Raw genomic sequence first — 23,198 nt, forward strand, 5'->3', positions numbered from 1 at the left:
GGGTAGGCAACGGGGCTCGTGACGGCCGTCGGCCGGGGAGGAGTTCAGGGTTTGACGGCGATCCGTCCCTCGTCCATGCGGAGCAGCAGCAGCCGCTCGCCGGTCTTCTCGAGGAACTCGTCCACGGCCTGGCGTGATCCCTGCCAGTACCCGTAGTCGTCGATCAGGAGGACACCCCCGCTGACCAGACGGCCGTACAGGTGCTCCAGCTCGTGTGCGGTCGACGCGTACCAGTCGGTGTCCAGCCTGAGGATCGCGATCTGCTCCGGGGCCTGCCCGGGGACGGTGTCCTCGACCTTGCCCTGTACGTAGTGGACGCGCTCCTCCGGGTACGGGACGCCCGCGAAGCCCTCCCGCACGTCCTCCAGGGAGGCGACCGCCCAGATCGGCCGGTCCTTGCCCTGGGCGTCCAGCAGCTCCTGGGCCGACCTGCCGTCGCGGCGCAGGTCCTCCGCGGTGGGCGGGGTCATGCCCTCGTACGTGTCGAAGAGGTACAGGTCCCGGTCGGTCTCGCCGAGCGACAGCAGGGTCTTGGCGCAGGCCTGCATCGAACCGCCGCGCCACACACCGCACTCGACGACGGCGCCCTGGATGCCGTGCCGGGCGATGTACCGGGTGGCCAGGACGAAGGCGTTGAGGCGCTCCGGGGAGGTCATCGTGTACGGCTTGACCGCACGGATGATGTCCCTCGCCTCGTCGTCGTAGTCCGCGGGGAGCTGCGGCGCCGGCTTCTTCTTCTCCGGCGCATCGGCCGTCCTCGTGGCCGCGGTCTTCGCCGCGGCCTCGGCCGGGGCGGCGGCGCGGGGGGCGGGCACGGTCACGCGCCGGAGCTGATAGCCGGTGAGTTGCTGAAGGACGCCGTTGACGGCGTTGCGCCAAGCCATGGGGCGGGACAGTACGCGCGTTTTGCGGCTCATGTCATCTTTCGTCAACCTGTGGTTGATGTGACCGTCCGGCTGTCCGGCCGCCCGCACCGCTCCCGTCCGTCGAGCGGGCGGGGCAGCGGCACCCGGTCCACCCCTCCGGCCCGGTTGGCCCACCACACCGCCGTCTCCCGCACGGCGAAGTCGGCCAGCCGGTTCTTCAGCCGGGTCACCCGCCGGCGGTGGGGCTGCGGCCTGCGGAAGACACCCACGGAGTCACCCCAGTAGGCGGCCTTGGCGTCGATGGAGCCGTAGTCGTGCCAGATGCCCCTGGTCGGCGGGAAGTCGGTGTACGCCTCGCAGAGTTCGAGGCGCGAGTGGGCGGCCATCGCCCGGAAGCCGTCCGGGTAGTAGCGCCAGCAGTCCTGCGCGTCGTGGGCGTGGCCACGCGAGGGGGCGGTGACGAAGGCGTAGCCGCCCGGCTTGAGCACTCGGGCGATCTCCAGCATCGACGCCCAGAAGAACGGGATGTGCTCGAACGCCTGCCCGGACAGGACGACATCGGCGCTCCGGGACCTGACGGGGATCCGGTAGGGCCGGGTCATCACCACGTCCACGTTGGGCCCGTCGAGCACGTCGACCCCCACGTAGTCGATGTCGTGGCCGGCCAGCAGCCCCCTGTGTGTGCGGGTCTGCTTCCCGGAGATCCGGGAGCCGAGGTCCACCACCCGGTGCCTGCGGGACGTGGGCAGGTACTCCTGGACGCAGAGCTCCATCTGCTCGTAGGCGGACCGGTGCATGCCTTCTCCCAACGTTGCCGTGTGCGCGAGCTGTTGAGAACAACGACGGCGTGGCACTCAGGGGTCGCCCCGTACGGGTGACGCACCGCACGAGTACGTGCCGTACGGGTGGCGCACCGCACGGGTGACGCTCCGTTCACTCGGGCCCGAGCGAGAAGAGCCGCCGCACCACCCGCTCCGCCGCGTGCCCGTCGTCGTACGGGCAGAACCGCTCCCGGAACGCGGTGCGGAGCACGGCCGCCTCCGGGGACCGCCACGCCCCGGTCAGCAGCACCTCCCGCAGCTCGTCCTGGGTGGTGGCGACCGCTCCCGGGGTGTCACCGGGGCGGCCGGAGAGCAGGTCGATGTAGGTGCCGCGCGCCGCCCGGTAGGCGGCCCAGTCCGGGGCGTAGGTGATGATCGGGCGGTCCAGGCAGGCGTAGTCGAACATCAGGGACGAGTAGTCGGTGATCAACGCGTCGGAGGCGAGGCAGAGTTCCTCGACCGAGGGGTGCCCGGTGACGTCGAGGGTCCGCTCCCCCGCCGACCGCCCGGCCGAGCGCCCGTAGAAGTAGTGGGCCCGCACCAGCAGCACGTACTCCTCACCCAGCTCGCGTGCGAGCCGGTCCGGGTCGAGGTGAGGGACGAAGCCCTTGCGGTAGTCGCGGTGGGTCGGCGCGTACAGCAGGACCGTCCGTCCCGGGGCGATGCCCAGCTCCGCCCTGATCTTCCCGGTCCGCTCCGGGGTGGCGGTGAAGTAGACGTCGTTGCGCGGGTAGCCGGCCGCCAGGTGCTCGTAACGGGCGGGGTAGACGCGGTCCCAGACCTCGGTGGTGTGGGGGTTGGCGGTCAGGCTGAGGTCCCACTGGTCGGCGTGGGCGAGGATCCGCTCGTAGCTGACACCGGCCGTGAGGGCGGGGTACGGCAGCTGGTCCAGGCCCATCGTCTTCAGGGGGGTGCCGTGGTGGGTCTGGAGGTAGACCTGGCCGGGGCGCTTGGTGAAGCCGCCCGGGAAGCTGGAGTTGTTGACGAGGTAGGTGGCGGTGGCCATGGCCCGCCAGTAGGCCCGGGACCCCTCGATCACGTACGGCACCCCGGGAGGCATCCGGTCGAGGTGGCGCGAGGAGACGGCCCAGACACCGCGGATGTGCGGGGCGAGCTCACGGGCCTTGGCGTGGACGGCGGCCGGGTTGCAGGCGACTCCCCGGTTCCAGTAGGCCCCGTAGACCGCCAGGTGCGGGTCGAGGGAACGGTGCCGGTCCGTGCGGTAGACGGCCCGCATCACCCGGGTACGCAGCGCTTTACGACCGGCGCCGAGGGTGGTGAGCGCCCGCGTGCGCTGAGCGCGCACGGTCTCCCGGGTGCGGTGGGAGGCGTACCGCCCGGGCAGTGCGGCCGCCCGGAAGAACGCCGAACGGTCCCCGGGGGCGATCCGGCCCGGATCCTCCAGGACCGCTTCCAGGTGCGCGGTGCGCAGGGCGTGGACGCGCGGGTCGTCGCCGGTCGCGGCGGCCAGCCGCGCGTAGGCGTCGATGATCGCGAAGTGCGCGCGCCCGGGTGTCGTGGCGAAGGTCCCGGTGCGGCGCAGCCGGTGGCGCACACAGACCTGGTCGAGCACGGCCAGGGTGCCGGCGTCGGAGGCGAGCAGGGCGGCCCGGTGCACGGGTACGACGTCGTCGTACGGGCCGTCGGTGAAACGGAGCCCGCGCTCGGCCCAGAAGGCGCGGCGGAAGAGCTGGTTGCGGGCGGCCGGGAGGGTGCCGTCGCCCGGCCGGACCACGCCCCACCAGTCGACGAGGTCGTGGCCCAGCCGCAGTACGTCGGGGCGGTCCTCCGCGAGCCTCCCGGCGACGGCCGCCAAGGCACCCGGGAGCAGGAGGTCGTCGCCGTCCAGGAAGAGCAGGTAGTCGCCCCGGGCCTCGGCGGCCCCGGCGTTGCGCGCCGCGCCTTCCGGATGCTCCCCAAGGCTCCCGGCCGGCAGCACACGCACCCGGGGGTCCCGCTCGGCGAACTCCCGCGCGATGTTCAGGCCGCCGTCCCGCGTCCCGGCCTCGACGGCGATCAACTCCCAGCCGGGCGGTGCCCCGTCGGCCACCGGTCCGTCCGTGGCCGTCCGGCCGGTCACCGACTCCAGTGCCGCCCTCAGGTATCCCTGGACGCGGTGGACGGGCATGACGACGCTGAGGAGCATGGCAGCCGAGCGTAGTGCGGTCCGTTCGCCGCCCCGCCCCGCGTTCACCCGTTCGGGTCAGCTCCGGTGACCCGGGGCGTCTCCCCCGGTTGAGCTGTGCATGAAGCCACTCCTCAGCGTCGTCGTCCCCGTGCACAACGTCGAGGAGTATCTGGAGGAGTGCCTCACCTCGCTGGCCCGCCAGACGCTGGAGGCGATCGAGGTCGTGGTGGTCGACGACGGTTCGACCGACGGCAGCCGCAGGATCGCGGAGGGGTTCGCCGCCCGCGACGGCCGCTTCCGCTGCGTCCACCAGCCCAACGCCGGCCTGAGCGCGGCGCGTAACGCCGGGGTCGCGCACACCACCCCCGGTGTCCCGTACCTGGCGTTCGCGGACAGCGACGACCTCGTCGTCCCCGACGCGTACGCGCGCATGCTGGCCTCCCTGGAGTCGACCGGCTCCGACCTGGTCACGGGCAACGTGTGGCGGCTGACCGGGCAGGGGCCGCGGCAGGCCTGGCAGTACCGCTGGCTGACCGCCGACCACCCGCGCACCCACGTCACCCGCGATCCACGGCTGCTGGCCGACCGGGTCGCCTGGAACAAGGTGTTCCGGCGCTCCTTCTGGGACCGGCACGCCTTCACCTTCCCGGTCGGCAGGCTCTACGAGGACGCACCGGTGATGATCCCGGCGCACCACCTCGCGGGCTCGGTGGACGTCCTGCACGAGCACGTCTACCTCTGGCGGGTCCGCGAGGGCTCGATCACCCGGCGGCGCACGGACGTCCGGGGCGTACGGGACCGGATCGCCGCCTGCGAACAGGTCAGCGCGTTCCTCGCGGACCGCGGCGCCGGACAGCGCGAGCTCTACGACGCCTCCTGTCTGCGCGACGACTTCGTGTACTTCCTGGAGGGCCTGCCGATGGGCGGGCCGACCTACCGGGCGGCGTTCATGGCGGACGCGGGCGCCTTCCTCGACCGTGCGGGCGACGCGGTGCTCGACGGCCTGCCCGCCGAGGCCCGGATCAGGTGGCGGCTGGTGCGTGAGCGCCGACTGGACGAACTGCTGGCCGTCCTGGAGTTCGAACGGACCAACGGGACCGGCACGTTCGCCGTCCGAGGGCTGCCGGGGCGGCGCCGGGCGGTGCACCCAGCGGTCGCGGGCGGGGCCGTCGAGGCACGGCTCGGACGCAACGACCTCCCCGCCGTGGCCCGGCTCGTGGAGGCGTCCTGGGGCACGGACGGACGGCTCACCCTGCGCGGCTACGCCTACATCCGCAATCTCCCGGCCACCGCGCCCCGGCACGCACTGAAGGCGGCGCTGGTGCGCGAGGCGGGCGGCGGGCGGCCTCGGAAGGTGCCGCTACGGACGGTCCGGATGCCCGGGGCGACCGCCGACTCGGGACAGGAGGCGCACTCCTACGACCACGCGGGCTTCGAGGCGGTCCTCGACCCCGGCCGGCTCGGCCCGGGCGTCTGGCTCGTGGGGGTGGTGGTCGCGAGCCGCGGCGTCCTGAGCCGCGCCGCCCTGCGCGCGGTGGAGGCCGCCGAGGCGCAGTCCCTGGTCCACGACCTGGGCGACGGGTGGCGCGCGGTGCTCGGCTACCGGGGCGGCCGGCTCGCGCTGACCGTGACCCGGCCGCCCGCCGTGGCCGTGGCCCACGACGGCGGGGACGCCGCCCTGGAGCTCACGGTCCGGCCGCACACCGGCGGCCGGCCCACGGCCCTGGTGCTGGCCCGCGACGGCGCCCCGGAGCACTCCTGCCCGGTGCGCCCGCAGGACGGTGACCGCTTCAGCGTGCGCGTCCCCCTCGCGGAGCTGGCGGCGGCAGGGCCGCACCCGCACGGGGCTGAGGACCGGTGGCGTGCGGCGCTCGTGACCGACGGGGCCCGCGTCCCGCTGGCCGCCGCCCCGGACCTGCCGCCGCCCGCTTTCGCCGACGCCTCGGGCGACCTGGTGGTGGAGGCGCCCGCCGGGCCGCTCGTGGACGGGGCCGAGCCGGTCCCGGAGGGCGGACTGCGCGTCACCGGCACCGGGTCCGGCCCGTTCGTACTGCGCCACAGCACCCTGGGGGAGACCGTGGCGGTCCCCCTGGAGCAGTTGCCGGACGGCCGGTTCTCCGCGGTGCTGACCTCCCCGCCCCGGGAGGGCGGCTGGGAGCTGTACGCGGACGGCCGTCCCGTACGCACCCTGGCCGCGTTCGCCGCCCGGCTGCCGCTGAGCGCCCCGGGGGCCGCGTTCCGGCTCGGCCGGCGGCACGGGGACCGGCTGACCGTCCACGCCCCGTCCCCGCTCACGGAGGCCGAACGGGGCGCATACCGCCAGGGCCGTCTGCGCACGTCGCACCACCCGGAGCAGCGCGGACTGCCGCTCCGGGACGCCGTCCTGTACACCGGGGGCGATTCCCCGCGCGCCGTGCATGCCGAGCTCGTACGCCGGAGCACGGACGTCGAACACCTCTGGGTCACCGACGGCTCCCCGGCGGACGCGGGCCGGGTACCACCCACCGCGGTCCCCGTGGTGGCGTACAGCACCGCCTGGTACGAGGCGCTGGCCCGGGCCCGCCGTGTCGTGACGGCGGACCCGCTGCCGGACTGGTTCGTACGCCGCCCGGGCCAGACGGTGGCGCAGACCTGGCACGGCACCCCGCTCGGCCGGTTCGGCCTGGACCTGACCGACACGTTGTACGCCGACCACCAGCGGCTCGCGTCCCTGCCGCACGGCTCCGCGCAGTGGTCGTTCCTGGTCTCCCCCAGCACCTTCGCCACCCCGCTGCTGCGCCGCGCGCTGGCGTACGGCGGGGAGGTGCTGGAGGCCGGGTCCCCCGCCAACGACCTGCTGTCCGCGCCCGGACGGGAGAAGACCGCCGAGCGGGTGCGGCGGCGGCTCGGTGTCCCGGAGGGGCACCGCGTGGTGCTCTACGCGCCCACCTACCGCGACCAGTTCGCCCTTCCCCCGGGCGAGGTCCCCGGCGGGTGGTCCCGGGCGTACCGCTGGGAACCGGCGCTGGATCTGGCCGCGCTGTCCCGGTCGCTCGACGCCCGCACCGTCCTCCTGGTGCGCAGGCATCCCCGGGTGACGGGCAGTGTGCCGGACGCCCCGGGGCTGCGGGACGTGTCGGCGCACCCGGACACCGCCGAACTGCTGCTGATCGCCGATGTACTGGTCACCGACTACGCGGGCGTCGCGTTCGACTTCGCGCTCACCGGGCGGCCGATGCTCTTCCACACCTACGACCTGGAGCACTACCGGGACACCGTGCGCGGCTTCTGCCTGGACTTCGAGGCCCGCGCGCCGGGCCCCCTGCTGGTCACCACGGACGAGGTGGCCCAGGCGCTGAGGGCCACCTCGGCCTCGGCCCGGCTGCACGCGGACGCGTACGACAGCTTCCGGAGGGACCACTGCGACCTGGACGACGGCGGTGCGGCCCGCCGTGTCGCGGACCGGCTGCTGGCCGACGACGGCCGCTGAGCACTCCCCAGGGCGGGCGGCGGCAACCGCTCAGCCCTTGAGCGCCCGTACCGCCGAGGCGGCGAGGTCGTCCAGGTACCCCTTCGGCAGGTCCCCGCGGACCACGGTCAGCCGCCAGTAGAGCGGTCCGACGATCAGGTCCAGCGCCCGGTCCGGGTCGCTGCCCTCGGGCAGTTCGCCGCGCTCGACGGCCGCCCGCACCACGACGGCGGCGACCCCCTGCTGCTGGTCCAGCAGCGCGGCCTTGATGGCGTCGGAGATCTCCGGGTTCCGCGCCGCCTCGACCAGCAGGTCGGGAATGACCTGCGAGGCCACCGGGTGGCGCAGGGCGTACGAGGCGAGCTCCAGCACGGACCGTACGTCCCCGTAGAGCGAACCCGTCGCCGGTGCGGGCATGCCCTGGGCCGCGACGGCCGCGACCAGGTCGAGGACGAGATGCAGCTTGGACTTCCAGCGGCGGTAGACGGCGGTCTTGCCGACCCCCGCCCGCCGGGCGATGCCTTCGATCGACATCCGCGCGAAGCCCACCGCGGCCAGTTCCTCGAAGACGGCGCCGCGAATCGCGTCGGTCACGTCCTCACGCAGCACCGCGGCGCCTGCCGGGGTGCGGCGCCCTGTTCGCCGTTCGGTGGTCATGTCCCCGATGGTAAACCGTCACGACGGGACGGTTGCGTTGCGACGCACAAACGTCCTACTCTCAGCGTTGCGACGATACGGTCCCGTCCCATCCCTTGAGGCCGCTCGCCGTGTTCCTCCCGCCCCCGTCGAAAGCGATCGTGGTGAGCCAGACAGCAGCCCCGCCGGCCCCGGTGGACCCCGCACCCCCCTCTCTCCTCCCCACGTACGAGCCCGGTGAGCTGGCCGCGCTCGCCGCCCGGCACGGCCTCACCGTCAGCGGCGCCCGGCCGTCCCTCGGGGAGTACGTCCGGCAGCTGTGGGGGCGCCGGCACTTCATCACGGCGTTCGCGACCGCCAAACTCACCGCGCAGTACAGCCAGGCGAAGCTGGGCCAGATCTGGCAGATCATGACCCCGCTGCTCAACGCGGCGGTCTACTACTTCATCTTCGGCGTCCTGATGGACACCAAGCGCGGGGTCCCGGACTTCGTGCCCTTCCTCGTCACCGGGGTCTTCATCTGGACCTTCACAGCCAGCTCGATCACGGCCGGCACCCGGGCCATCAGCGGCAACACCGGACTCGTGCGGGCCCTGCACTTCCCCCGCGCCTCCCTGCCCATCGCCCTGGCCATCCAGCAGCTCCAGCAGCTGCTGTTCTCGCTGGGTGCGCTCTTCCTCATCCTGCTCGGGTTCGGCCAGTACCCGCGGCCGTCCTGGCTGCTGGCGGTGCCCGCGCTCGCCCTGCAGGCCGTGTTCAACACCGGTGTCTCCATGGTCATGGCGCGTCTCGCCGCGAAGACGCCGGACATCGCGCAGCTGATGCCGTTCGTCCTGCGGACGTGGATGTACGCCTCGGGCGTCATGTGGAGCCTGGACCACCTGCTCGCGGGCGACCGGGTCCCCTCGTACGTCCTGCTGGCACTGGAGTGCAACCCGGCCGCCGTCTACATCGACCTGGTCCGGTTCGCACTGATCGACAGCTTCACCGGGGCGCAGCTGCCCCCGCACGTATGGGCCGTCGCGGCGGGCTGGGCGCTCGTCTGCGGTATCGGCGGTTTCGTGTACTTCTGGAAGGCCGAGGAGCAGTACGGACGTGGCTGAGACCCCCGGCACACGCGTGCCCACCGTCGTCGTCGACGACGTCCACATCACCTACACCGTCAACGGCGCCCGCACCGGGCGCGGCAGCGCCACCTCCGCCCTGAACAGGATCGTCTCGCGGCGGCAGCCGCGGGGCGCCCGCAAGGTGCACGCGGTGAAGGGCGTCAGCTTCGCCGCCTACAAGGGCGAGGCCATCGGTCTGATCGGCTCCAACGGTTCGGGCAAGTCGACGCTCCTCAAGGCGATCGCGGGTCTGCTGCCGCCGTCGCAGGGCCGGGTGCACACCCAGGGCCAGCCCTCGCTGCTCGGCGTCAACGCGGCCCTGATGAGCGACCTGACCGGGGAACGCAACGTCGTGCTCGGCGGGCTGGCCATGGGGATGACACGGGCGCAGATCCGCGAGCGCTACCAGGACATCGTCGACTTCTCCGGGATCAACGAGAAGGGCGACTTCATCACGCTGCCGATGCGCACCTACTCCTCCGGCATGGGCGCCCGGCTGCGGTTCTCCATCGCCGCCGCCAAGAGCCACGACGTCCTGCTGATCGACGAGGCGCTGTCCACGGGCGACGCGAAGTTCCAGCGACGCAGCAAGGACCGGATCATGGAGCTTCGTGAGCAGGCCGGCACGGTCTTCCTGGTCAGCCACAGCAACCGCTCGATCACCGACACCTGCGACCGGGCGATCTGGCTGGAGGCGGGCACCCTGCGGATGGACGGCCCCGCCAAGGAGGTCGTCGCCGCGTACGAGGAGTTCACCGGGCCGGTGAAGGCCAGGAAGAAGTGACGCGGCCGCCGGACCGGTGCGGGGCACCGGTCCGGCGGCCGGGGGGCGACGGCATCCCGTCGCCCCCTGTCACCGCACGCCGCCTCAGGCGTGTGTGCGCAGCAGGGTGCGCATGGTCCGCATCGCCACGGACAGGTTCGCCAGGTCGAAGGAGTCCGAGCTCTGGATCTCCTCCAGGGTGGAGCGCGAACGCGCCAGGATCGCCGCGTTCTTCTCCTCCCAGGCCGAGAAACGCTCCTGCGGCGTGGACGTCCCGTTGCCGACGGACAGGACGTCCGACGTCAGCGCCGCGTGCGCCGCGTACAGGTCCTCACGGATCGAGGCGCGGGCCATGGACTGCCAGCGGTCCGCCCGCGGCAGCTCGATGATCCGGTCCATCAGCTGGGCGATGCCCAGCCGGTCGCCCAGGTCGTAGTAGACCTCGGCGACCGCCAGCGGCTCCTTGCCCGTACGGTCGGCGATCGCGACGATGTCCAGCGTCGGGAAGGCCGAGGAGAACCCGGCCACCCGCACCGCGAGCTCCTCCGGGACGCCCACCGAGGTGAGCTCGTTCAGGATCGAGCTGTACCACTCCAGGTCGGCGCCCTTGAGCAGCTTGGGCAGCTCGGCCCAGACCTCCTCCACGCCGGACCGGAAGAACTCGACGGTCTCCGCGATCGCGACGGGCTGCGGCCGGTTGCCGAGCAGCCAACGCGAGCCGCGCTCCACCAGCCGGCGCGAGTGCAGCCGGATCCGGGTCTGCACATCGGCGGCGACCTGGTTGTCGAGCGCCTCCACGGCGTCCCACACCGAGGACAGGCCGAAGATCTCACGGGCGGCGAACTGCGCCCGCACGACCTCTTCCAGCGAGGCCCCGGTCTCCTCCCGCAGACGGTGCAGGAACGTCGAACCACCGGCGTTCACCGTGTCGTTGACCAGCACGGTCGTGATGATCTCCCGGCGCAGCGCGTGTCCGGCGACCGCTTCGGGGAAGCGCTCGCTGAGCAGCTGCGGGAAGTAGGAGTGCACCAGCTTCTGCAGATGCGGATCGTCCGGCAGGCTGGTGGAGATCAGCTCCTCGGCCGCCGTGATCTTGGTGTAGGCGAGCAGGACGGCGAGCTCCGGCTGGCTGAGGCCCTTGCCGTGGTTGAGCAGCTCGCGGATCTGCCGGTCGTTCGGCAGGAACTCCAGCGACCGGTCCAGGTGCCCATCGCGGCCGAGCCGGCGCATGAAGCGCTGGTGGGCGTGGAGGAGGGACGGCGCCTGGGCGCAGGCGTTGGCGAGGGCCACGTTCTGCGCGTAGTTGTTGCGCAGCACCAGGTCGCCGACCTCGTCGGTCATCTCGGCGAGCACCTTGTTGCGCTGCTTGACGGTCATGTCGCCGTCCCGGACGAGTCCGTTGAGCAGGATCTTGATGTTCACCTCGTGGTCGGAGGTGTCCACACCGGCGCTGTTGTCGATCGCGTCGGTGTTGATCCGGCCGCCGGAGCGGGCGAACTCGATCCGCCCGAGCTGGGTGGCCCCCAGGTTGCCGCCCTCACCGACGACCCGGGCCCGCAGGTCCTGGCCGTCGACCCGGATCGCGTCGTTGCCCTTGTCGCCGACGTCGGCGTTCGACTCGGCCGACGACTTGATGTACGTGCCGATGCCGCCGTTCCACAGGAGGTCGACCCTCGCCTTGAGGATGTTCTGCATCAGCTCGGCGGGCGTCATCTTCGTGACGTGGGGCTCGATGCCGAGCGCCTCACGGACGTGCGCGTTGATCGGGATCGACTTGGCGCTGCGCGGGTGCACGCCGCCGCCCGTGGAGATCAGGCTCTTGTCGTAGTCGTCCCAGGAGCTGCGCGGCAGGTCGAACAGCCGGCGCCGCTCCGCGTACGAGGTGGCGGCGTCCGGGCTCGGGTCGAGGAAGATGTGCCGGTGGTCGAAGGCCGCGACCAGCCGGATGTGCTCCGACAGCAGCATGCCGTTGCCGAACACGTCACCGGACATGTCCCCGACGCCGACGACCGTGAAGTCCTCGGTCTGGGTGTCGTGCCCGAGCTCGCGGAAGTGCCGCTTCACGGACTCCCAGGCGCCGCGGGCGGTGATGCCCATGCCCTTGTGGTCGTAGCCGGCGGAGCCGCCGGAGGCGAAGGCGTCCCCGAGCCAGAAGCCGTACGAGACGGCGACGTCGTTGGCGATGTCGGAGAACTTCGCGGTGCCCTTGTCGGCGGCGACGACGAGATAGGTGTCGTCCTCGTCGTGCCGGACCACGTCGGCGGGCGGCACGACCTCGCCGGTCACCATGTTGTCGGTGATGTCCAGGAGCGCCGAGATGAACGTCTTGTAGCAGGCGATGCCCTCGGCGAGCCAGGCGTCACGGTCGACGGCCGGATCCGGGAGCTGCTTGGCGACGAAGCCGCCCTTGGCCCCGACCGGCACGATCACGGTGTTCTTGACCATCTGCGCCTTGACCAGGCCGAGGATCTCCGTACGGAAGTCCTCCCGCCGGTCCGACCAGCGCAGCCCGCCGCGGGCGACCTTGCCGAACCGCAGGTGGACGCCCTCGACGCGCGGCGAGTACACCCAGATCTCGAACGCCGGTCGCGGAGCCGGGAGATCGGGGATGGCCTGCGGGTCGAACTTCATGGAGACGTAGCCGTGCGGCTCGTGGTCGTCGTCCGGCTGGAAGAAGTTGGTCCGCAGTGTGGCCTTGATGACGGTGAGGAAGGACCGCAGGATCCTGTCCTCGTCCAGCGAGGCGACCTGGTCCAGTGCGCCGTCCAGCTCCTCCAGCAGACCGTCCGTCAGCTCGGTGCCCGCCTTCTGGCGGGTCGGCGACATCCGGGCCTCGAAGAGGGAGACCAGCAGCCGGGTGGTGTGGACGTTGTTGCGGAGGGTGTCCTCCATGTAGTCCTGGCTGAACGTCGAACCCGCCTGGCGCAGGTACTTCGCGTAGGCGCGCAGCACCATCGCCTGGCGCCAGTCGAGCCCGGCGCCCAGCACCAGCGCGTTGAAGCCGTCGTTCTCCGCCTCACCGGTCCAGACGGCCGCGAACGCCTCCTGGAAACGCTCCCGGGCGTCGTCGCCCAGGTGGTCGGGGGCGGCGTCCGTCTTCGGCATGCGCAGCCCGAAGTCGTAGATCCAGGCGTGCCGGCGGTCGGCGCAGCGCAGCTCGTAGGGGCGTTCGTCGACGACCTCGACGCCGAGCCGCTGGAGCGCGGGCAGGACGGCGGAGAGGGACACCTGCTCGCCCGTCCGGTAGATCTTGAAGCGGCGCTCACCGGGAGCGGCCCCCACCGGTTCGTACAGGCTGAGGGCGAAGTCCTTGCGGTCCCTCTTGAGCGCCTCCAGATGCACCAGGTCGGCCACGGCCGCGCGCGGCGAGTGGTCGGCCTTGTAGCCCTCGGGGAAGGACTGCCCGTACCGGCGCATCAGCTCGGCGGCGCGCTCCTCGCCGCACTCGGCGTTCAGCGCTTCCTGGAAGCCGTCGGCCCAGGAGCGGGCGGCCTCGACGAGGCGGGCCTCGATGCGGTCCGCGTCGGCGTCGGTGAGGTGCGGCAGTTCGGTGCCCTGCGGGACACGGACGACGAAGTGCAGCCGGGAGAGGATCGACTCGGTGTTCCAGGCGGTGAAGTCGACGCTGATGCCGCCCAGTTCCTCCTTGAGGATGTCGATCAGCCGGAGCCGGACCGCCGTGGTGTAGCGGTCGCGCGGCAGGTAGACGAGGGCGGAGTAGTAGCGCCCGTACTCGTCCTGGCGCAGGTACAGCCGCAGTCGGCGGCGCTCCTGGAGGTACAGCACGGAGGTGACGATGGAGCGCAGCTGGTCGACGGGCGTCTGGAAGAGCTCGTCGCGCGGGTAGGTCTCCAGGATCTGGAGCAGGTCGCGGCCGTCGTGGCTGTTGGGCGTGAAGCCCGCGCCCTCCAGCACCTCGGCGACCTTCTGGCGGACGACGGGCACCCGGCGCACCGACTCGGTGTACGCGGCGGACGAGAACAGGCCGAGGAAGCGCCGCTCACCGACGACGTTGCCGTCGGCGTCGAACTTCTTCACCCCGACGTAGTCGAGGTAGCTGGGCCGGTGGACGGTCGCCCTGCTGTTCGCCTTCGTCAGGACGAGCAGCTTGTGCTCGCGCGCCTTGGCGCGGGCGTCGGCGGGCAGCCGGTCGAAGGACGGGCTGACGGGGTGCGCCTCGTCGTCGCTGTGCTTGGGGTCGGAGCGCAGGATGCCGAGCCCGGTGCCGGGTACGGCCGTCAGGGCGTCGCTCTCGCGGAGCTCGTACTCGCGGTAGCCGAGGAAGGTGAAGTGGTCGGCGGCGAGCCAGCGCAGCAGCTCACGGGCCTCCTCGACCTCCACGTCGCCGAGGTCGTCCAGGGGCTCGGAGGGAAGGTCGTCGGCGATCCGCAGGGCGGCCTCGCGCATCTTCCCCCAGTCCTCGACGGTCTCCCGGACGTCGGACAGGACCCGGAGCAGGTCGGCGGTGATCTGCTTCAGGTCCGCGCGGTCGGACTCCCGGTCGATCTCGACGTGGATCCACGACTCGACGACCGCGTCCTGCGGCAGTTCGGCCCGGTCCTCCTGGCGGCCCTTGGAGCGCCGCGGTGCGTCACCGTGCGGCCGGTCGTCGGCGAGGACCTCGATCAGCCGGCCGGCGACGTCGCGGCGGACGACGACCTGCGGGTGGATGACGAGGTGGATGCCGCGGCCCTGCCGGGACAGCTCGTTGGTGACCGAGTCGACCAGGAACGGCATGTCGTCGGTGACGACCTCGACGACCGAGTGGCTGCACGTCCAGCCGTTCTCCTCGACGGTCGGGGTGTGCACCCGGACGTTCGCCGTCCCCTGGGGGCGGTTCTCGGCGAGGCGGTAGTGGGAAGAAGCAGCGCCGAAGACATCGACCGGATCACGGTCGGTGACATCCTCCGGAGCGGTGTGCAGGTAGTAGCGCTGGAGGTAGGCGAGCAACTGGTCCTGGACCGGCTGCTCGTCCTGATCGGCCCCGGTGCCTGCCTCGGCGAGGCGGACCCGTGGGGCACCGCCCGGGCCTTCGACACCACCGCCCGGACTGTTGTCAGCTACCCGGGCCGCTCGTGCGAGCAGCTCGGCCTTGGCTTCGTCCAGCTTGGTCTGCATGTCCTCTGGCTCCTGTCGCGCGCCGTTGCGTGACGTAGGTGTAAAAGACGACGTACCGCCACGACGCGGGGTTTCCGGTCTGGTCCGACGCTATGCCGTCTCGGGAGGTACCCGGGACCGGATGGGCCGTTTTCGGCGGTCGGTCCTGGAGGTGGGAAGCGCGGATCGCCCGGGTGCTGTGGCACTCCGGGCGCAGGCCGGGGGCTTCACTGCCCCCGAGGCGTATCGCGCTGATCACGGCACCAGGCTATCTCTCTCCCACCCACAACCGTCATGAGCCGCATATGTACAAAAGATGACACCCAACTTTGACGCTCTGGACATCGCGCTCACGGCTCCCGGGACGTAACGCGCGCGGCCGTTCTCCGAGTCGAGCGCACGGTCCCCCGGGGCCTCACGGCCGCCGCCCCGGAGCCGAGGGGCCCAGGTCAGCCGCCCGCCTGCCGCCCGTCACGGGTCAGTCGTCCACCATCGACCCGGCCAGCGCCACGGCCTCCGACAGGGTGTCCACCACGGGCACGCCCGCCTCTTCGAGGCTGCTGCGGCTGTGCGAACCACCGGTGTACAGCACGGCGCGCGCACCGACATGGGCGGCGGCCACCGCGTCGTCCACCGCGTCCCCGATCACCACCGAGCGCTCCGGGTCGATCCCGTCCAGCGCCTCGAAGTGCCGCTCCATGTGCAGGGCCTTGCTACCCCCGGACGGGCCGGTGCGGCCGTCCACCCGCACGAAGTGGGGCTCGATGCCGTAGTCCCGCACCACGGGGACCAGGTGCTCGTGCCCGTACATGCTGAGCAGCGACTGGCTGCGCCCGGCCCGCTTCCAGCGGGCCAGCAGCTCCTCGACGCCGGGGGTCAGCGCGCAGGAGACCCGCTGCCGCGCGTAGTGGCGGTGGAAGATGCCGTCCATCCGCCGCCACTCGGCGTCCGTGGGCAACCGGCCCAACAGCCGCTCGTAGAAGCGGGGTATCGGCACGCAGTACATCTCGCGGTACCGCTCCAGCGTCATCGGCGGGAGGCCGGCCTCCGCGAACGCGGCGTTCGTCGCCCCGACGACCGCGACGATGTCGTCGAGCAGTGTGCCGTTCCAGTCCCAGACCAGATGCGTGCCGTGCTTCCCCCTGTGCGTCATACCGGAGACGGTACCCGCCGGGTACGACAACGGTCCCGGCCCGATCGCACCGCCGTCAGCCGATGAGGCCGGGGATCTCCTGGATGCCGAACCACAGCAGTTCGTGGTCCTCAGCGCCGTCCACGGTGAACCGGGCGTCGTCGTCACCGAGGTCCGCGGCGCCCAGCGCCGCCGCCGCGGCCGCGACGTCCTTCTCCGCGTCGTCGGCGTCCACGTGCACGGCGGCGGCCTTCGACAGCGCCAGGGCCTGGGCGATGCGCACCTCACCCAGCGAGGAGGCGTCCAGCGCCTGGTCCGGGTCGGCGACCGCGGCCCCGTCCGGCACGTCGACGGCGACCACGACCCGGCGCCGGGTCTCGTCCGGCCTGCCGGCGATCAGCCGCAGCGAGGCGGAGGCGGCGCGGTTGAGCGCCGCGTACTCCAGCTCCTCGATGTCGTCGGACACGTACCACTCGCGCAGGGAGGGGGTCACCGCGTAGGCCGTGAGCGGGCCCGGCCCGATCTCACCCGCCCCGTGGGCCACCGCGAGGCCGGAGAGGGTCAGGGGGACGTACACACGCATGGCTGACCGCTTTCGTCGTCGACAACGCCCTCAGGATACGTGGGACGTCCCCGATCGGGGCCCGTGAGGCACCCCCGGCCGTCCACCCGGTGACGCCCGTCACCCCCTCCGCAGCCCTTGCGGCGCGGGGCCCGCCACCCTGATAGGTGATTCTCCGGAACGGCTTCCCGGCGTCGTCCGCGGCTTGCGGCGCCCTCGGCCGCCCCCGTAGAAGATCACCAGCGCGCGGACGCCGCCCGGCATCCGCACGAGGCGCAGGACATCAGCCACGGGGGCCAGACCATGAGCACGGACAAGACGAGGCCGGCCGGACGAGGCGACCGCTCCCGGCCCGGGGCCGTACCGCCGCGCAGGGCACCGCACCGCCCCCGGCAGCCGCTGCGGCCTCACCAGTGGTTCGCGGAGCGCCTGCTCGCGGTGCTCAGCGGTCAGCGCCCGGTGCACTGGATGCTGGGCCACACGATCGGCGAGGCCTACGACCAGCTCGCCGAGCTCGCCCCGAGCGCCCCGCTCGGGACGGGCCACCGGCGCCCGGTCGTCCGCGCCTGCCACGGCACCCGGCCGGCCACCGGCGTGGTCGAGGCGTTCGCCAGCATCGCCACGGGCGAGCGGGTGCACGCGATGGCCTTCCGCCTGGAGCGGGGCCCGGACCTCCGGTGGCGGTGCGCGGCGGTCGACCTGGGCGGCGAACGCCTCACCGCCCAACGCTGACCGGCCACGCGGATCAGGACGGATGACGGGCCCGCCCGCCGGCCGCGCGGAGGCACCGTCGCGTCCCTCAGCGGCGCTCGGACAGGGCTCACGCCCGGCGCGCCGCCCGGCGGACGCCCTCGGACCCACGGCGCGTCCACGGGCCCCCCAGGCCCCTGGACGGGCCTGGGCCGGACACCCCAAGGTGTCCGGCCCAGGCGGCGACGCGCTCGGCGTTACTTCTTGCGGCGGCGCCCGCCACCGCTCTTCTGCGCCTTACGGCGCTCCGCACGGGTCATGCCGTCGCCGGAGGCACCTCCGCCTTCACCGTCACCGTTGGAGAAGTCGCCCTCGACGACCCCGCCCTCGCCGTCCACCGTGGGGGCGGAGAAGTGCAGCCGGTCGGGCCGCTGCGGCGCGTCCAGCCCCTTGGCCCGGATCTCCGGCCGTCCGGCACCGGCGGCCACGGGAGCGTCCTGCTTGTCCAGCGACGGCCGCTGCGCGTCGTCCTGGACCGGGACCTCCTCGACCTGCTGCTCGACCTGGACCTCCAGGTTGAACAGATAGCCGACGGACTCCTCCTTGATGCCCTCCATCATGGCGTTGAACATGTCGAAGCCCTCGCGCTGGTACTCGACCAGCGGGTCCTTCTGCGCCATGGCCCGCAGGCCGATGCCCTCCTGGAGGTAGTCCATCTCGTAGAGGTGCTCACGCCACTTGCGGTCCAGGACCGAGAGCACCACGCGCCGCTCCAGCTCGCGCATGATCTCGGAACCGAGGGTCTTCTCGCGCTCCTCGTACTGCGCGTGGATGTCGTCCTTGACCGACTCGGCGATGAAGTCGGCGGTGACCCCGGCCAGGTCGCCCGCGGCCTCCTCCAGCTCCTCGACCGTGACCTTCACCGGGTAGAGCTGCTTGAAGGCGCTCCACAGCCGGTCCAGGTCCCACTCCTCGGAGAAGCCCTCGGCCGTCTCCTGCCGGATGTAGTCGTCGATCGTGTCGTCCATGAAGTGCCGGATCTGGTCCTGCAGGTCCTCGCCCGCCAGGACGCGACGACGCTCCCCGTAGATGACCTCACGCTGCCGGTTGAGCACCTCGTCGTACTTCAGGACGTTCTTACGCGTCTCGAAGTTCTGCTGCTCCACCTGCGACTGCGCGGACGCGATCGCCCGGGTCACCATCTTGTTCTCGATCGGCACGTCGTCCGGGACGTTCGCCATCGACATCACGCGCTCGACCATCTGCGCCTTGAACAGCCGCATCAGGTCGTCGCCCAGCGACAGGTAGAACCGGGACTCGCCCGGGTCGCCCTGGCGGCCGGAACGGCCGCGCAGCTGGTTGTCGATACGCCGTGACTCGTGCCGCTCGGTGCCCAGCACGTACAGCCCGCCGAGCTCCTTGACCTCTTCGAACTCCGCCCGGACGGCCTCCTCGGCCCGCTCCAGGGCGGCGGGCAGGGCCGCGGCCCACTCCTCGACGTGCTCGACGGGGTCCAGGCCGCGCTGGCGCAGCTCCGCCTCGGCGAGATCGTCCGGGTTGCCGCCGAGCTTGATGTCGGTGCCTCGGCCGGCCATGTTCGTGGCGACCGTCACCGCGCCCTTGCGCCCGGCCTGGGCGACGATCGTCGCCTCACGGTCGTGCTGCTTGGCGTTGAGCACCTCGTGCTGCACACCGCGCTTGGAGAGCTGCTGCGAGAGGTACTCGGACTTCTCGACCGAGGTCGTGCCGACCAGGATCGGCTGGCCCTTGTCGTGCTTCTCCGCGATGTCGTCGACGACCGCGGCGAACTTGGCGACCTCGGTGCGGTAGATCAGGTCCGACTGGTCGGCGCGCTGCATGGGCCGGTTCGTCGGGATCGGCACGACGCCCAGCTTGTAGATCTGGTGGAACTCGGCTGCCTCGGTCATCGCCGTACCGGTCATGCCGGAGAGCTTGTTGTACAGGCGGAAGAAGTTCTGCAGGGTGATCGTGGCGAGCGTCTGGTTCTCGTCCTTGATGTCCACCCCTTCCTTCGCCTCGATGGCCTGGTGCATGCCCTCGTTGTAACGGCGGCCGGCGAGGATACGGCCGGTGTGCTCGTCGACGATCATGACTTCGCCGTCGATGACGACGTAGTCCTTGTCCTTCTTGAAGAGTTCCTTGGCCTTGATCGCGTTGTTGAGGTACCCGACGAGCGGGGTGTTGACCGACTCGTAGAGGTTGTCGATCCCGAGCCAGTCCTCGACCTTGGAGACGCCGGGCTCGTGAATGGCCACGGTCCGCTTCTTCTCGTCGACCTCGTAGTCGCCGGTCTCCTCGATGCCCTTCAGTGGGTTGCCCGCCTCGCCCTTGGTCAGACGCGTGACCAGCTTGGCGAAGTCGCCGTACCACTTGGTGGCCTGGTCGGCCGGGCCGGAGATGATCAGCGGCGTGCGGGCCTCGTCCACGAGGATCGAGTCGACCTCGTCGACGATGGCGAAGTTGTGACCGCGCTGGACGAGCTCTTCCTGCGACCACGCCATGTTGTCGCGGAGGTAGTCGAAGCCGAACTCGTTGTTCGTGCCGTAGGTGATGTCGCACGCGTACTGCTCGCGCCGCTGCGCGGGCGTCATGTTGGCGATGATGCAGCCGACCTCGAGCCCGAGGAACTTGTGCACCCGGCCCATCATCTCGGAGTCACGGGAGGCCAGGTAGTCGTTCACCGTGATCAGGTGCACGCCCTCGCCGGAGAGCGCGTTGAGGTAGGCGGGCAGCGTGCCGACGAGGGTCTTGCCCTCACCGGTCTTCATCTCGGCCACGTAGCCGAGGTGCAGCGCGGCACCGCCCATGATCTGGACGTCGTAGTGGCGCTGTCCCAGGACGCGCTTGGCGGCCTCACGGACCGTCGCGAACGCTTCGGGAAGCAGGTCGTCCAGGCTCTCGCCGTCCGCGTACCGTTCCTTGTACTCGTCGGTGAGCGCCCGCAGCTCGGCGTCGGAGAGGTTGACGAAGTCCTCTTCGATGGAGCTGACCTGGTCCGCGATGCGGTGCAGTTTGCGCAGGATCTTGCCTTCGCCTGCACGCATGAGCTTGTTGAAGACGGACACTGAGGCTGGTCTCCTTGCCGGTCGGGCCTGGCACTGGGTCGTGTGATGGACTCTGGCGCGGGCACGGCAGGTGGGCCCCACCGCAACGGTCATCGTAAGCGAGGACCCCGCCGTGCCGGGAGGGCCGCTACCGCGTCGGACCCGGCGCACCCTCCACAGAACAACGGCCGGGGGGCGCGGAAGGTGCCGGGCAGCCGGAAAAGTGCTCGCGCCGGGGGCCCCGGATCACCACAATCCCCTCATGGAGCCCATCACCCTCACCACCGAACGCCTGCTTCTGCGCCCCTTCGGGCCGCAGGACGCGGAGGAGGTCTACGCCGCCTGCCAGGACCCCGGCATCCAGCGGTGGACGGTCGTTCCCTCCCCGTACGTCCGTGCCGACGCGGAGCTCTTCACCAGGAAGCTGTCCCCTCAGGGCTGGGCGGACGACACGATGTACAACTTCGCGGTGGTCTCCCGGGAGGACGGCGGTCCGCTGGTGGGGGCGCTCGGCATCAACCGCCGCACCCTGACGGGCACCTTCGAGGTCGGCTTCTGGACGACCGAGGAGTACCGCGGCCGCGGCTTCATGACGGAGGCCGTGCTCGAAGCGGCCCGCTGGTCCTTCACGGACCTCGCCGCGGACCGTCTGGAGTGGCGGGCCGAGGCCGGCAACGTCCCGTCGCGGGCCGTCGCCCTGCGGGCGGGCTTCCGCATGGAGGGCGGTCAGCGTTCGGCTCTGCTCAACAAGGGCACCCGGCGTGACACCTGGATCGGCGCGCTGATCCCCGCCGACCTGGGCCTCACCGGGACCCATCCGTATCTTCCGGCCCCGGATGTCAGTGGCACGTCCTAAGGTTCCACGCATGACGCCCGCGCCGCCGCCCGTTCTGGAACTCTCCGCCGACCAGGCTCGCCGGATCGCCTTGCGTGCCCAGGGGCTCCTGGGTGCCCCGGACCGCAGAGGCGGGGTCCGGGGGGTGCTCCGCCATCTCGGCGCGGTCCAGCTCGACACGATCTCGGTGCTGGCCCGCTCGCACGAACTGGTCCCGTACGCACGGCTCGGCGCCGTCGGCCGCCGCACTGTCGAGGAGGCGTACTGGTCGGGCGGGCGCTCCTTCGAGTACTGGTCGCACGCCGCGTGCATCCTGCCGGTGGAGGAGTGGCCGCACTTCGCCTTCCGCCGCCGCGCCTACCGCTCCCGCCCGCAGTGGAACCACGCGCTCCCGGACGGGGTGTACGACACGGTGATCAAGCAGCTGGAGACGGAGGGCCCGCTGACGGCCACGGAGCTCGGCGGCGCGAAGAACGGCGGCGAGTGGTGGGACTGGTCGGCGTCCAAGGTCGCCGTCGAACGGGCCCTGATGTACGGCGAGGTGGTCTGCACCGAGCGGCGGGGCTGGAAGCGCGTCTACGACCTGGCCGAGCGCGCCATCCCCGAGGCCTTCCTCCACGACGACCTGGACGACGCGGAGTGCCGGCGCAGGCTGGTCGCGCTGGCGGGCCGCTCGCTGGGCGTGGGCACCCGGGCGGACATCGCCGACTACCACCGCCTGAGGGCCGAGGAGTTCGACGCCGTGGTGGCGGATTCCGGGCTCGTCCCGGTGTCCGTGCGGGGCTGGGCGAAGCCGGCGTGGGCGGACCCTGAGGCGCTGGCGTCGGAGCCGCGTGGACGCCACCGGACGACGCTCCTGTCCCCGTTCGACTCGCTGGTCTGGGAACGGGCGCGTACGGAGCGTGTCTTCAGCTTCACCCACCGTCTGGAGGCGTACGTGCCCCGGCTCAAGCGGGTCCACGGCTACTTCGCGATGCCCCTGCTGGCGGGCGGCAGGCTTCAGGGCCGGGTCGATCCGGCGCGTGAGGGCAGCACTCTGGTCGCGCGGCAGGTGTCGCTGGAGGGCGTGAAGTCCGTGGTTCCCATGGCCGAGGCTCTCGTGGAGGCCGCGTCGTGGGTCGGCTGCACGGCGGTGCGGCTGGAGCGGGTCGAGGCGCCGGAGCTGCGCGAGCCGCTCATGGCGGAGGTGGCCCGTGCCCTCGCGTGAGCCCGGCTCGGCGCGGACACGGCACCGGTCTCCCGCCGGCCGGTCGCGGCCCGCGCCGGAGCCGCCTCACCGGATCTCGAGGATCTTCTCCCGCATCGCGTAGACCACTGCTTCCATCCGCGAGTGCAGTTGCAGTTTCTCGAGGATATTGCGGACGTGGTTCTTCACGGTGTTCTCGGAGATGAACAATTCCTTGGCGATGTCCCGGTTGTTCATTCCGGTGGCCACGAGCTTGAGCACTTCCAGTTCCCGCTCCGTGAGCCGGGGAGCGGGAACGAGCCGGCGCTCGTCGGTGCGTTGAATCATGGATTTGAACTCGGTGAGCAGTTTCGACGCCATCGACGGGCTGATCTGGGACTGGCCGTCCGCCACCGCGCGGATAGCCGTCGAGACCTCGTCGGTGGAAATCTCCTTGAGGAGATAACCGGTGGCCCCCGCCTTGATCGCCTCGTAGAGGTCGGCTTCCTCGTCGCTGATCGTCAACATGATGATCTTCGCGCTGGGAGCGACCTCCTTGATCGAGGTGCACGCCTCGATGCCGCCCCGCTTGGGCATCCGGACATCCATCAGCACGATGTCGGGCAGCAGGTCCGCGGCCTTGTCGACCGCCTCGGCACCGTCCCCCGCCTCCCCGACGACCTGGATGTCCTCCTCCTGGGCGAGGACGATCTCCAGGCCCCTGCGGAAGAGCGCGTGGTCGTCGACCACGAGGACGCGGATGGGCTCCTTGCGGGAACCGCCCTCGTCCGTCCCGCAGTCGGCCGCCGCGACGTCATGGGCACCCTTCGCCCTGCTCACGGGCCCGAAGGTGTCCGCCATCGTTCCTCCCCCTGAAGGCCACG

Annotated in this window: 15 protein-coding genes; 6 read left to right on the top strand and 9 right to left on the bottom strand. The window is 71.6% G+C overall.

Going from position 1 to position 23,198, the window contains the following annotated elements; all coding sequences use genetic code 11:
- Positions 1-44 precede the first annotated feature (44 nt).
- The 3 genes from SACTE_RS12170 to SACTE_RS12180 form a co-directional block, all read right to left on the bottom strand.
- Entirely contained in the window at positions 45-917 is an 873-nt protein-coding gene (locus SACTE_RS12170) for a TylF/MycF/NovP-related O-methyltransferase (RefSeq protein ID WP_014046333.1), read from the bottom strand.
- An 11-nt stretch (positions 918-928) separates the two neighbouring features.
- Positions 929-1,663 (bottom strand): class I SAM-dependent methyltransferase, encoded by a 735-nt coding sequence (locus tag SACTE_RS12175; RefSeq protein ID WP_014046334.1) that lies wholly within the window; start codon positions 1,661-1,663, stop codon positions 929-931.
- 136 nt (positions 1,664-1,799) lie between these two features.
- Entirely contained in the window at positions 1,800-3,833 is a 2,034-nt protein-coding gene (locus SACTE_RS12180) for a CDP-glycerol:glycerophosphate glycerophosphotransferase (RefSeq protein ID WP_014046335.1), read from the bottom strand.
- A gap of 100 nt (positions 3,834-3,933) precedes the next feature.
- Between SACTE_RS12180 and SACTE_RS12185 the strand changes: the two genes are divergently transcribed.
- Positions 3,934-7,284, top strand: a complete 3,351-nt coding sequence (locus SACTE_RS12185) for a CDP-glycerol glycerophosphotransferase family protein (RefSeq protein WP_014046336.1) — start codon at positions 3,934-3,936, stop codon at positions 7,282-7,284.
- A gap of 30 nt (positions 7,285-7,314) precedes the next feature.
- Here SACTE_RS12185 and SACTE_RS12190 read toward each other — a convergent pair whose 3' ends face one another.
- Positions 7,315-7,920 carry a TetR/AcrR family transcriptional regulator gene (locus SACTE_RS12190; RefSeq protein WP_014046337.1) on the bottom strand — a complete coding sequence of 202 codons (606 nt, stop codon included), beginning with the start codon at positions 7,918-7,920 and terminating at the stop codon, positions 7,315-7,317.
- A 140-nt stretch (positions 7,921-8,060) separates the two neighbouring features.
- On the opposite strand from SACTE_RS12190, the gene SACTE_RS12195 reads away from it, so the two are divergent.
- Together SACTE_RS12195 and SACTE_RS12200 are read left to right on the top strand one after the other, a co-directional pair.
- Complete coding sequence (locus tag SACTE_RS12195) at positions 8,061-9,002, top strand: ABC transporter permease (RefSeq protein WP_050986402.1); 942 nt, start codon at positions 8,061-8,063, stop codon at positions 9,000-9,002.
- A complete protein-coding gene (locus SACTE_RS12200; protein ID WP_014046339.1) occupies positions 8,995-9,789 on the top strand; it encodes an ABC transporter ATP-binding protein in 795 nt (264 codons plus the stop codon). Before SACTE_RS12195 ends, SACTE_RS12200 begins: the two co-directional genes overlap by 8 nt.
- A gap of 84 nt (positions 9,790-9,873) precedes the next feature.
- Here the strand turns inward: SACTE_RS12200 and SACTE_RS12205 are convergent, their stop codons facing one another.
- The 3 genes from SACTE_RS12205 to SACTE_RS12215 form a co-directional block, all read right to left on the bottom strand.
- A complete protein-coding gene (locus tag SACTE_RS12205; protein WP_014046340.1) occupies positions 9,874-14,886 on the bottom strand; it encodes an NAD-glutamate dehydrogenase in 5,013 nt (1,670 codons plus the stop codon).
- Between the two features lie 457 nt (positions 14,887-15,343).
- A complete protein-coding gene (locus SACTE_RS12210) occupies positions 15,344-16,018 on the bottom strand; it encodes an HAD family hydrolase (protein ID WP_014046341.1) in 675 nt (224 codons plus the stop codon).
- A 55-nt stretch (positions 16,019-16,073) separates the two neighbouring features.
- Positions 16,074-16,580 (bottom strand): hypothetical protein, encoded by a 507-nt coding sequence (locus SACTE_RS12215; protein WP_014046342.1) that lies wholly within the window; start codon positions 16,578-16,580, stop codon positions 16,074-16,076.
- 282 nt (positions 16,581-16,862) lie between these two features.
- On the opposite strand from SACTE_RS12215, the gene SACTE_RS12220 reads away from it, so the two are divergent.
- Complete coding sequence (locus tag SACTE_RS12220) at positions 16,863-17,291, top strand: Rv3235 family protein (RefSeq protein ID WP_014046343.1); 429 nt, start codon at positions 16,863-16,865, stop codon at positions 17,289-17,291.
- 215 nt (positions 17,292-17,506) lie between these two features.
- Here SACTE_RS12220 and secA read toward each other — a convergent pair whose 3' ends face one another.
- Positions 17,507-20,335: a preprotein translocase subunit SecA gene (gene secA, locus SACTE_RS12225; RefSeq protein WP_014046344.1), complete on the bottom strand. Its 2,829-nt coding sequence runs from the start codon at positions 20,333-20,335 to the stop codon at positions 17,507-17,509.
- A 241-nt stretch (positions 20,336-20,576) separates the two neighbouring features.
- Here secA and SACTE_RS12230 point away from each other — a divergent pair, with 241 nt between their 5' ends.
- Together SACTE_RS12230 and SACTE_RS12235 are read left to right on the top strand one after the other, a co-directional pair.
- Positions 20,577-21,170 (top strand): GNAT family N-acetyltransferase, encoded by a 594-nt coding sequence (locus SACTE_RS12230; RefSeq protein WP_014046345.1) that lies wholly within the window; start codon positions 20,577-20,579, stop codon positions 21,168-21,170.
- A 10-nt stretch (positions 21,171-21,180) separates the two neighbouring features.
- Positions 21,181-22,356: a crosslink repair DNA glycosylase YcaQ family protein gene (locus SACTE_RS12235; RefSeq protein WP_014046346.1), complete on the top strand. Its 1,176-nt coding sequence runs from the start codon at positions 21,181-21,183 to the stop codon at positions 22,354-22,356.
- A 66-nt stretch (positions 22,357-22,422) separates the two neighbouring features.
- Here SACTE_RS12235 and SACTE_RS12240 read toward each other — a convergent pair whose 3' ends face one another.
- On the bottom strand, positions 22,423-23,175 hold the full coding sequence (locus SACTE_RS12240; RefSeq protein WP_014046347.1) for a response regulator transcription factor: 753 nt from the start codon (positions 23,173-23,175) through the stop codon (positions 22,423-22,425).
- Between the last annotated feature and the right edge of the window lie 23 nt (positions 23,176-23,198).

Origin of the sequence: Streptomyces sp. SirexAA-E (assembly GCF_000177195.2) — a bacterium.
GTDB lineage: Bacteria > Actinomycetota > Actinomycetes > Streptomycetales > Streptomycetaceae > Streptomyces > Streptomyces flavovirens.

Excerpts from the sequence above, each read along its gene's own strand:
- SACTE_RS12170 (WP_014046333.1), bottom strand. The coding sequence starts at position 917 with ATGAGCCGCAAAACGCGCGTACTGTCCCGCCCCATGGCTTGGCGCAAC.
- SACTE_RS12175 (WP_014046334.1), bottom strand. The coding sequence starts at position 1,663 with ATGCACCGGTCCGCCTACGAGCAGATGGAGCTCTGCGTCCAGGAGTAC.
- SACTE_RS12180 (WP_014046335.1), bottom strand. The coding sequence starts at position 3,833 with ATGCTCCTCAGCGTCGTCATGCCCGTCCACCGCGTCCAGGGATACCTG.
- SACTE_RS12185 (WP_014046336.1), top strand. The coding sequence starts at position 3,934 with ATGAAGCCACTCCTCAGCGTCGTCGTCCCCGTGCACAACGTCGAGGAG.
- SACTE_RS12190 (WP_014046337.1), bottom strand. The coding sequence starts at position 7,920 with ATGACCACCGAACGGCGAACAGGGCGCCGCACCCCGGCAGGCGCCGCG.
- SACTE_RS12205 (WP_014046340.1), bottom strand. The coding sequence starts at position 14,886 with ATGCAGACCAAGCTGGACGAAGCCAAGGCCGAGCTGCTCGCACGAGCG.
- SACTE_RS12210 (WP_014046341.1), bottom strand. The coding sequence starts at position 16,018 with ATGACGCACAGGGGGAAGCACGGCACGCATCTGGTCTGGGACTGGAAC.
- SACTE_RS12215 (WP_014046342.1), bottom strand. The coding sequence starts at position 16,580 with ATGCGTGTGTACGTCCCCCTGACCCTCTCCGGCCTCGCGGTGGCCCAC.
- SACTE_RS12220 (WP_014046343.1), top strand. The coding sequence starts at position 16,863 with ATGAGCACGGACAAGACGAGGCCGGCCGGACGAGGCGACCGCTCCCGG.
- SACTE_RS12230 (WP_014046345.1), top strand. The coding sequence starts at position 20,577 with ATGGAGCCCATCACCCTCACCACCGAACGCCTGCTTCTGCGCCCCTTC.
- SACTE_RS12235 (WP_014046346.1), top strand. The coding sequence starts at position 21,181 with ATGACGCCCGCGCCGCCGCCCGTTCTGGAACTCTCCGCCGACCAGGCT.
- SACTE_RS12240 (WP_014046347.1), bottom strand. The coding sequence starts at position 23,175 with ATGGCGGACACCTTCGGGCCCGTGAGCAGGGCGAAGGGTGCCCATGAC.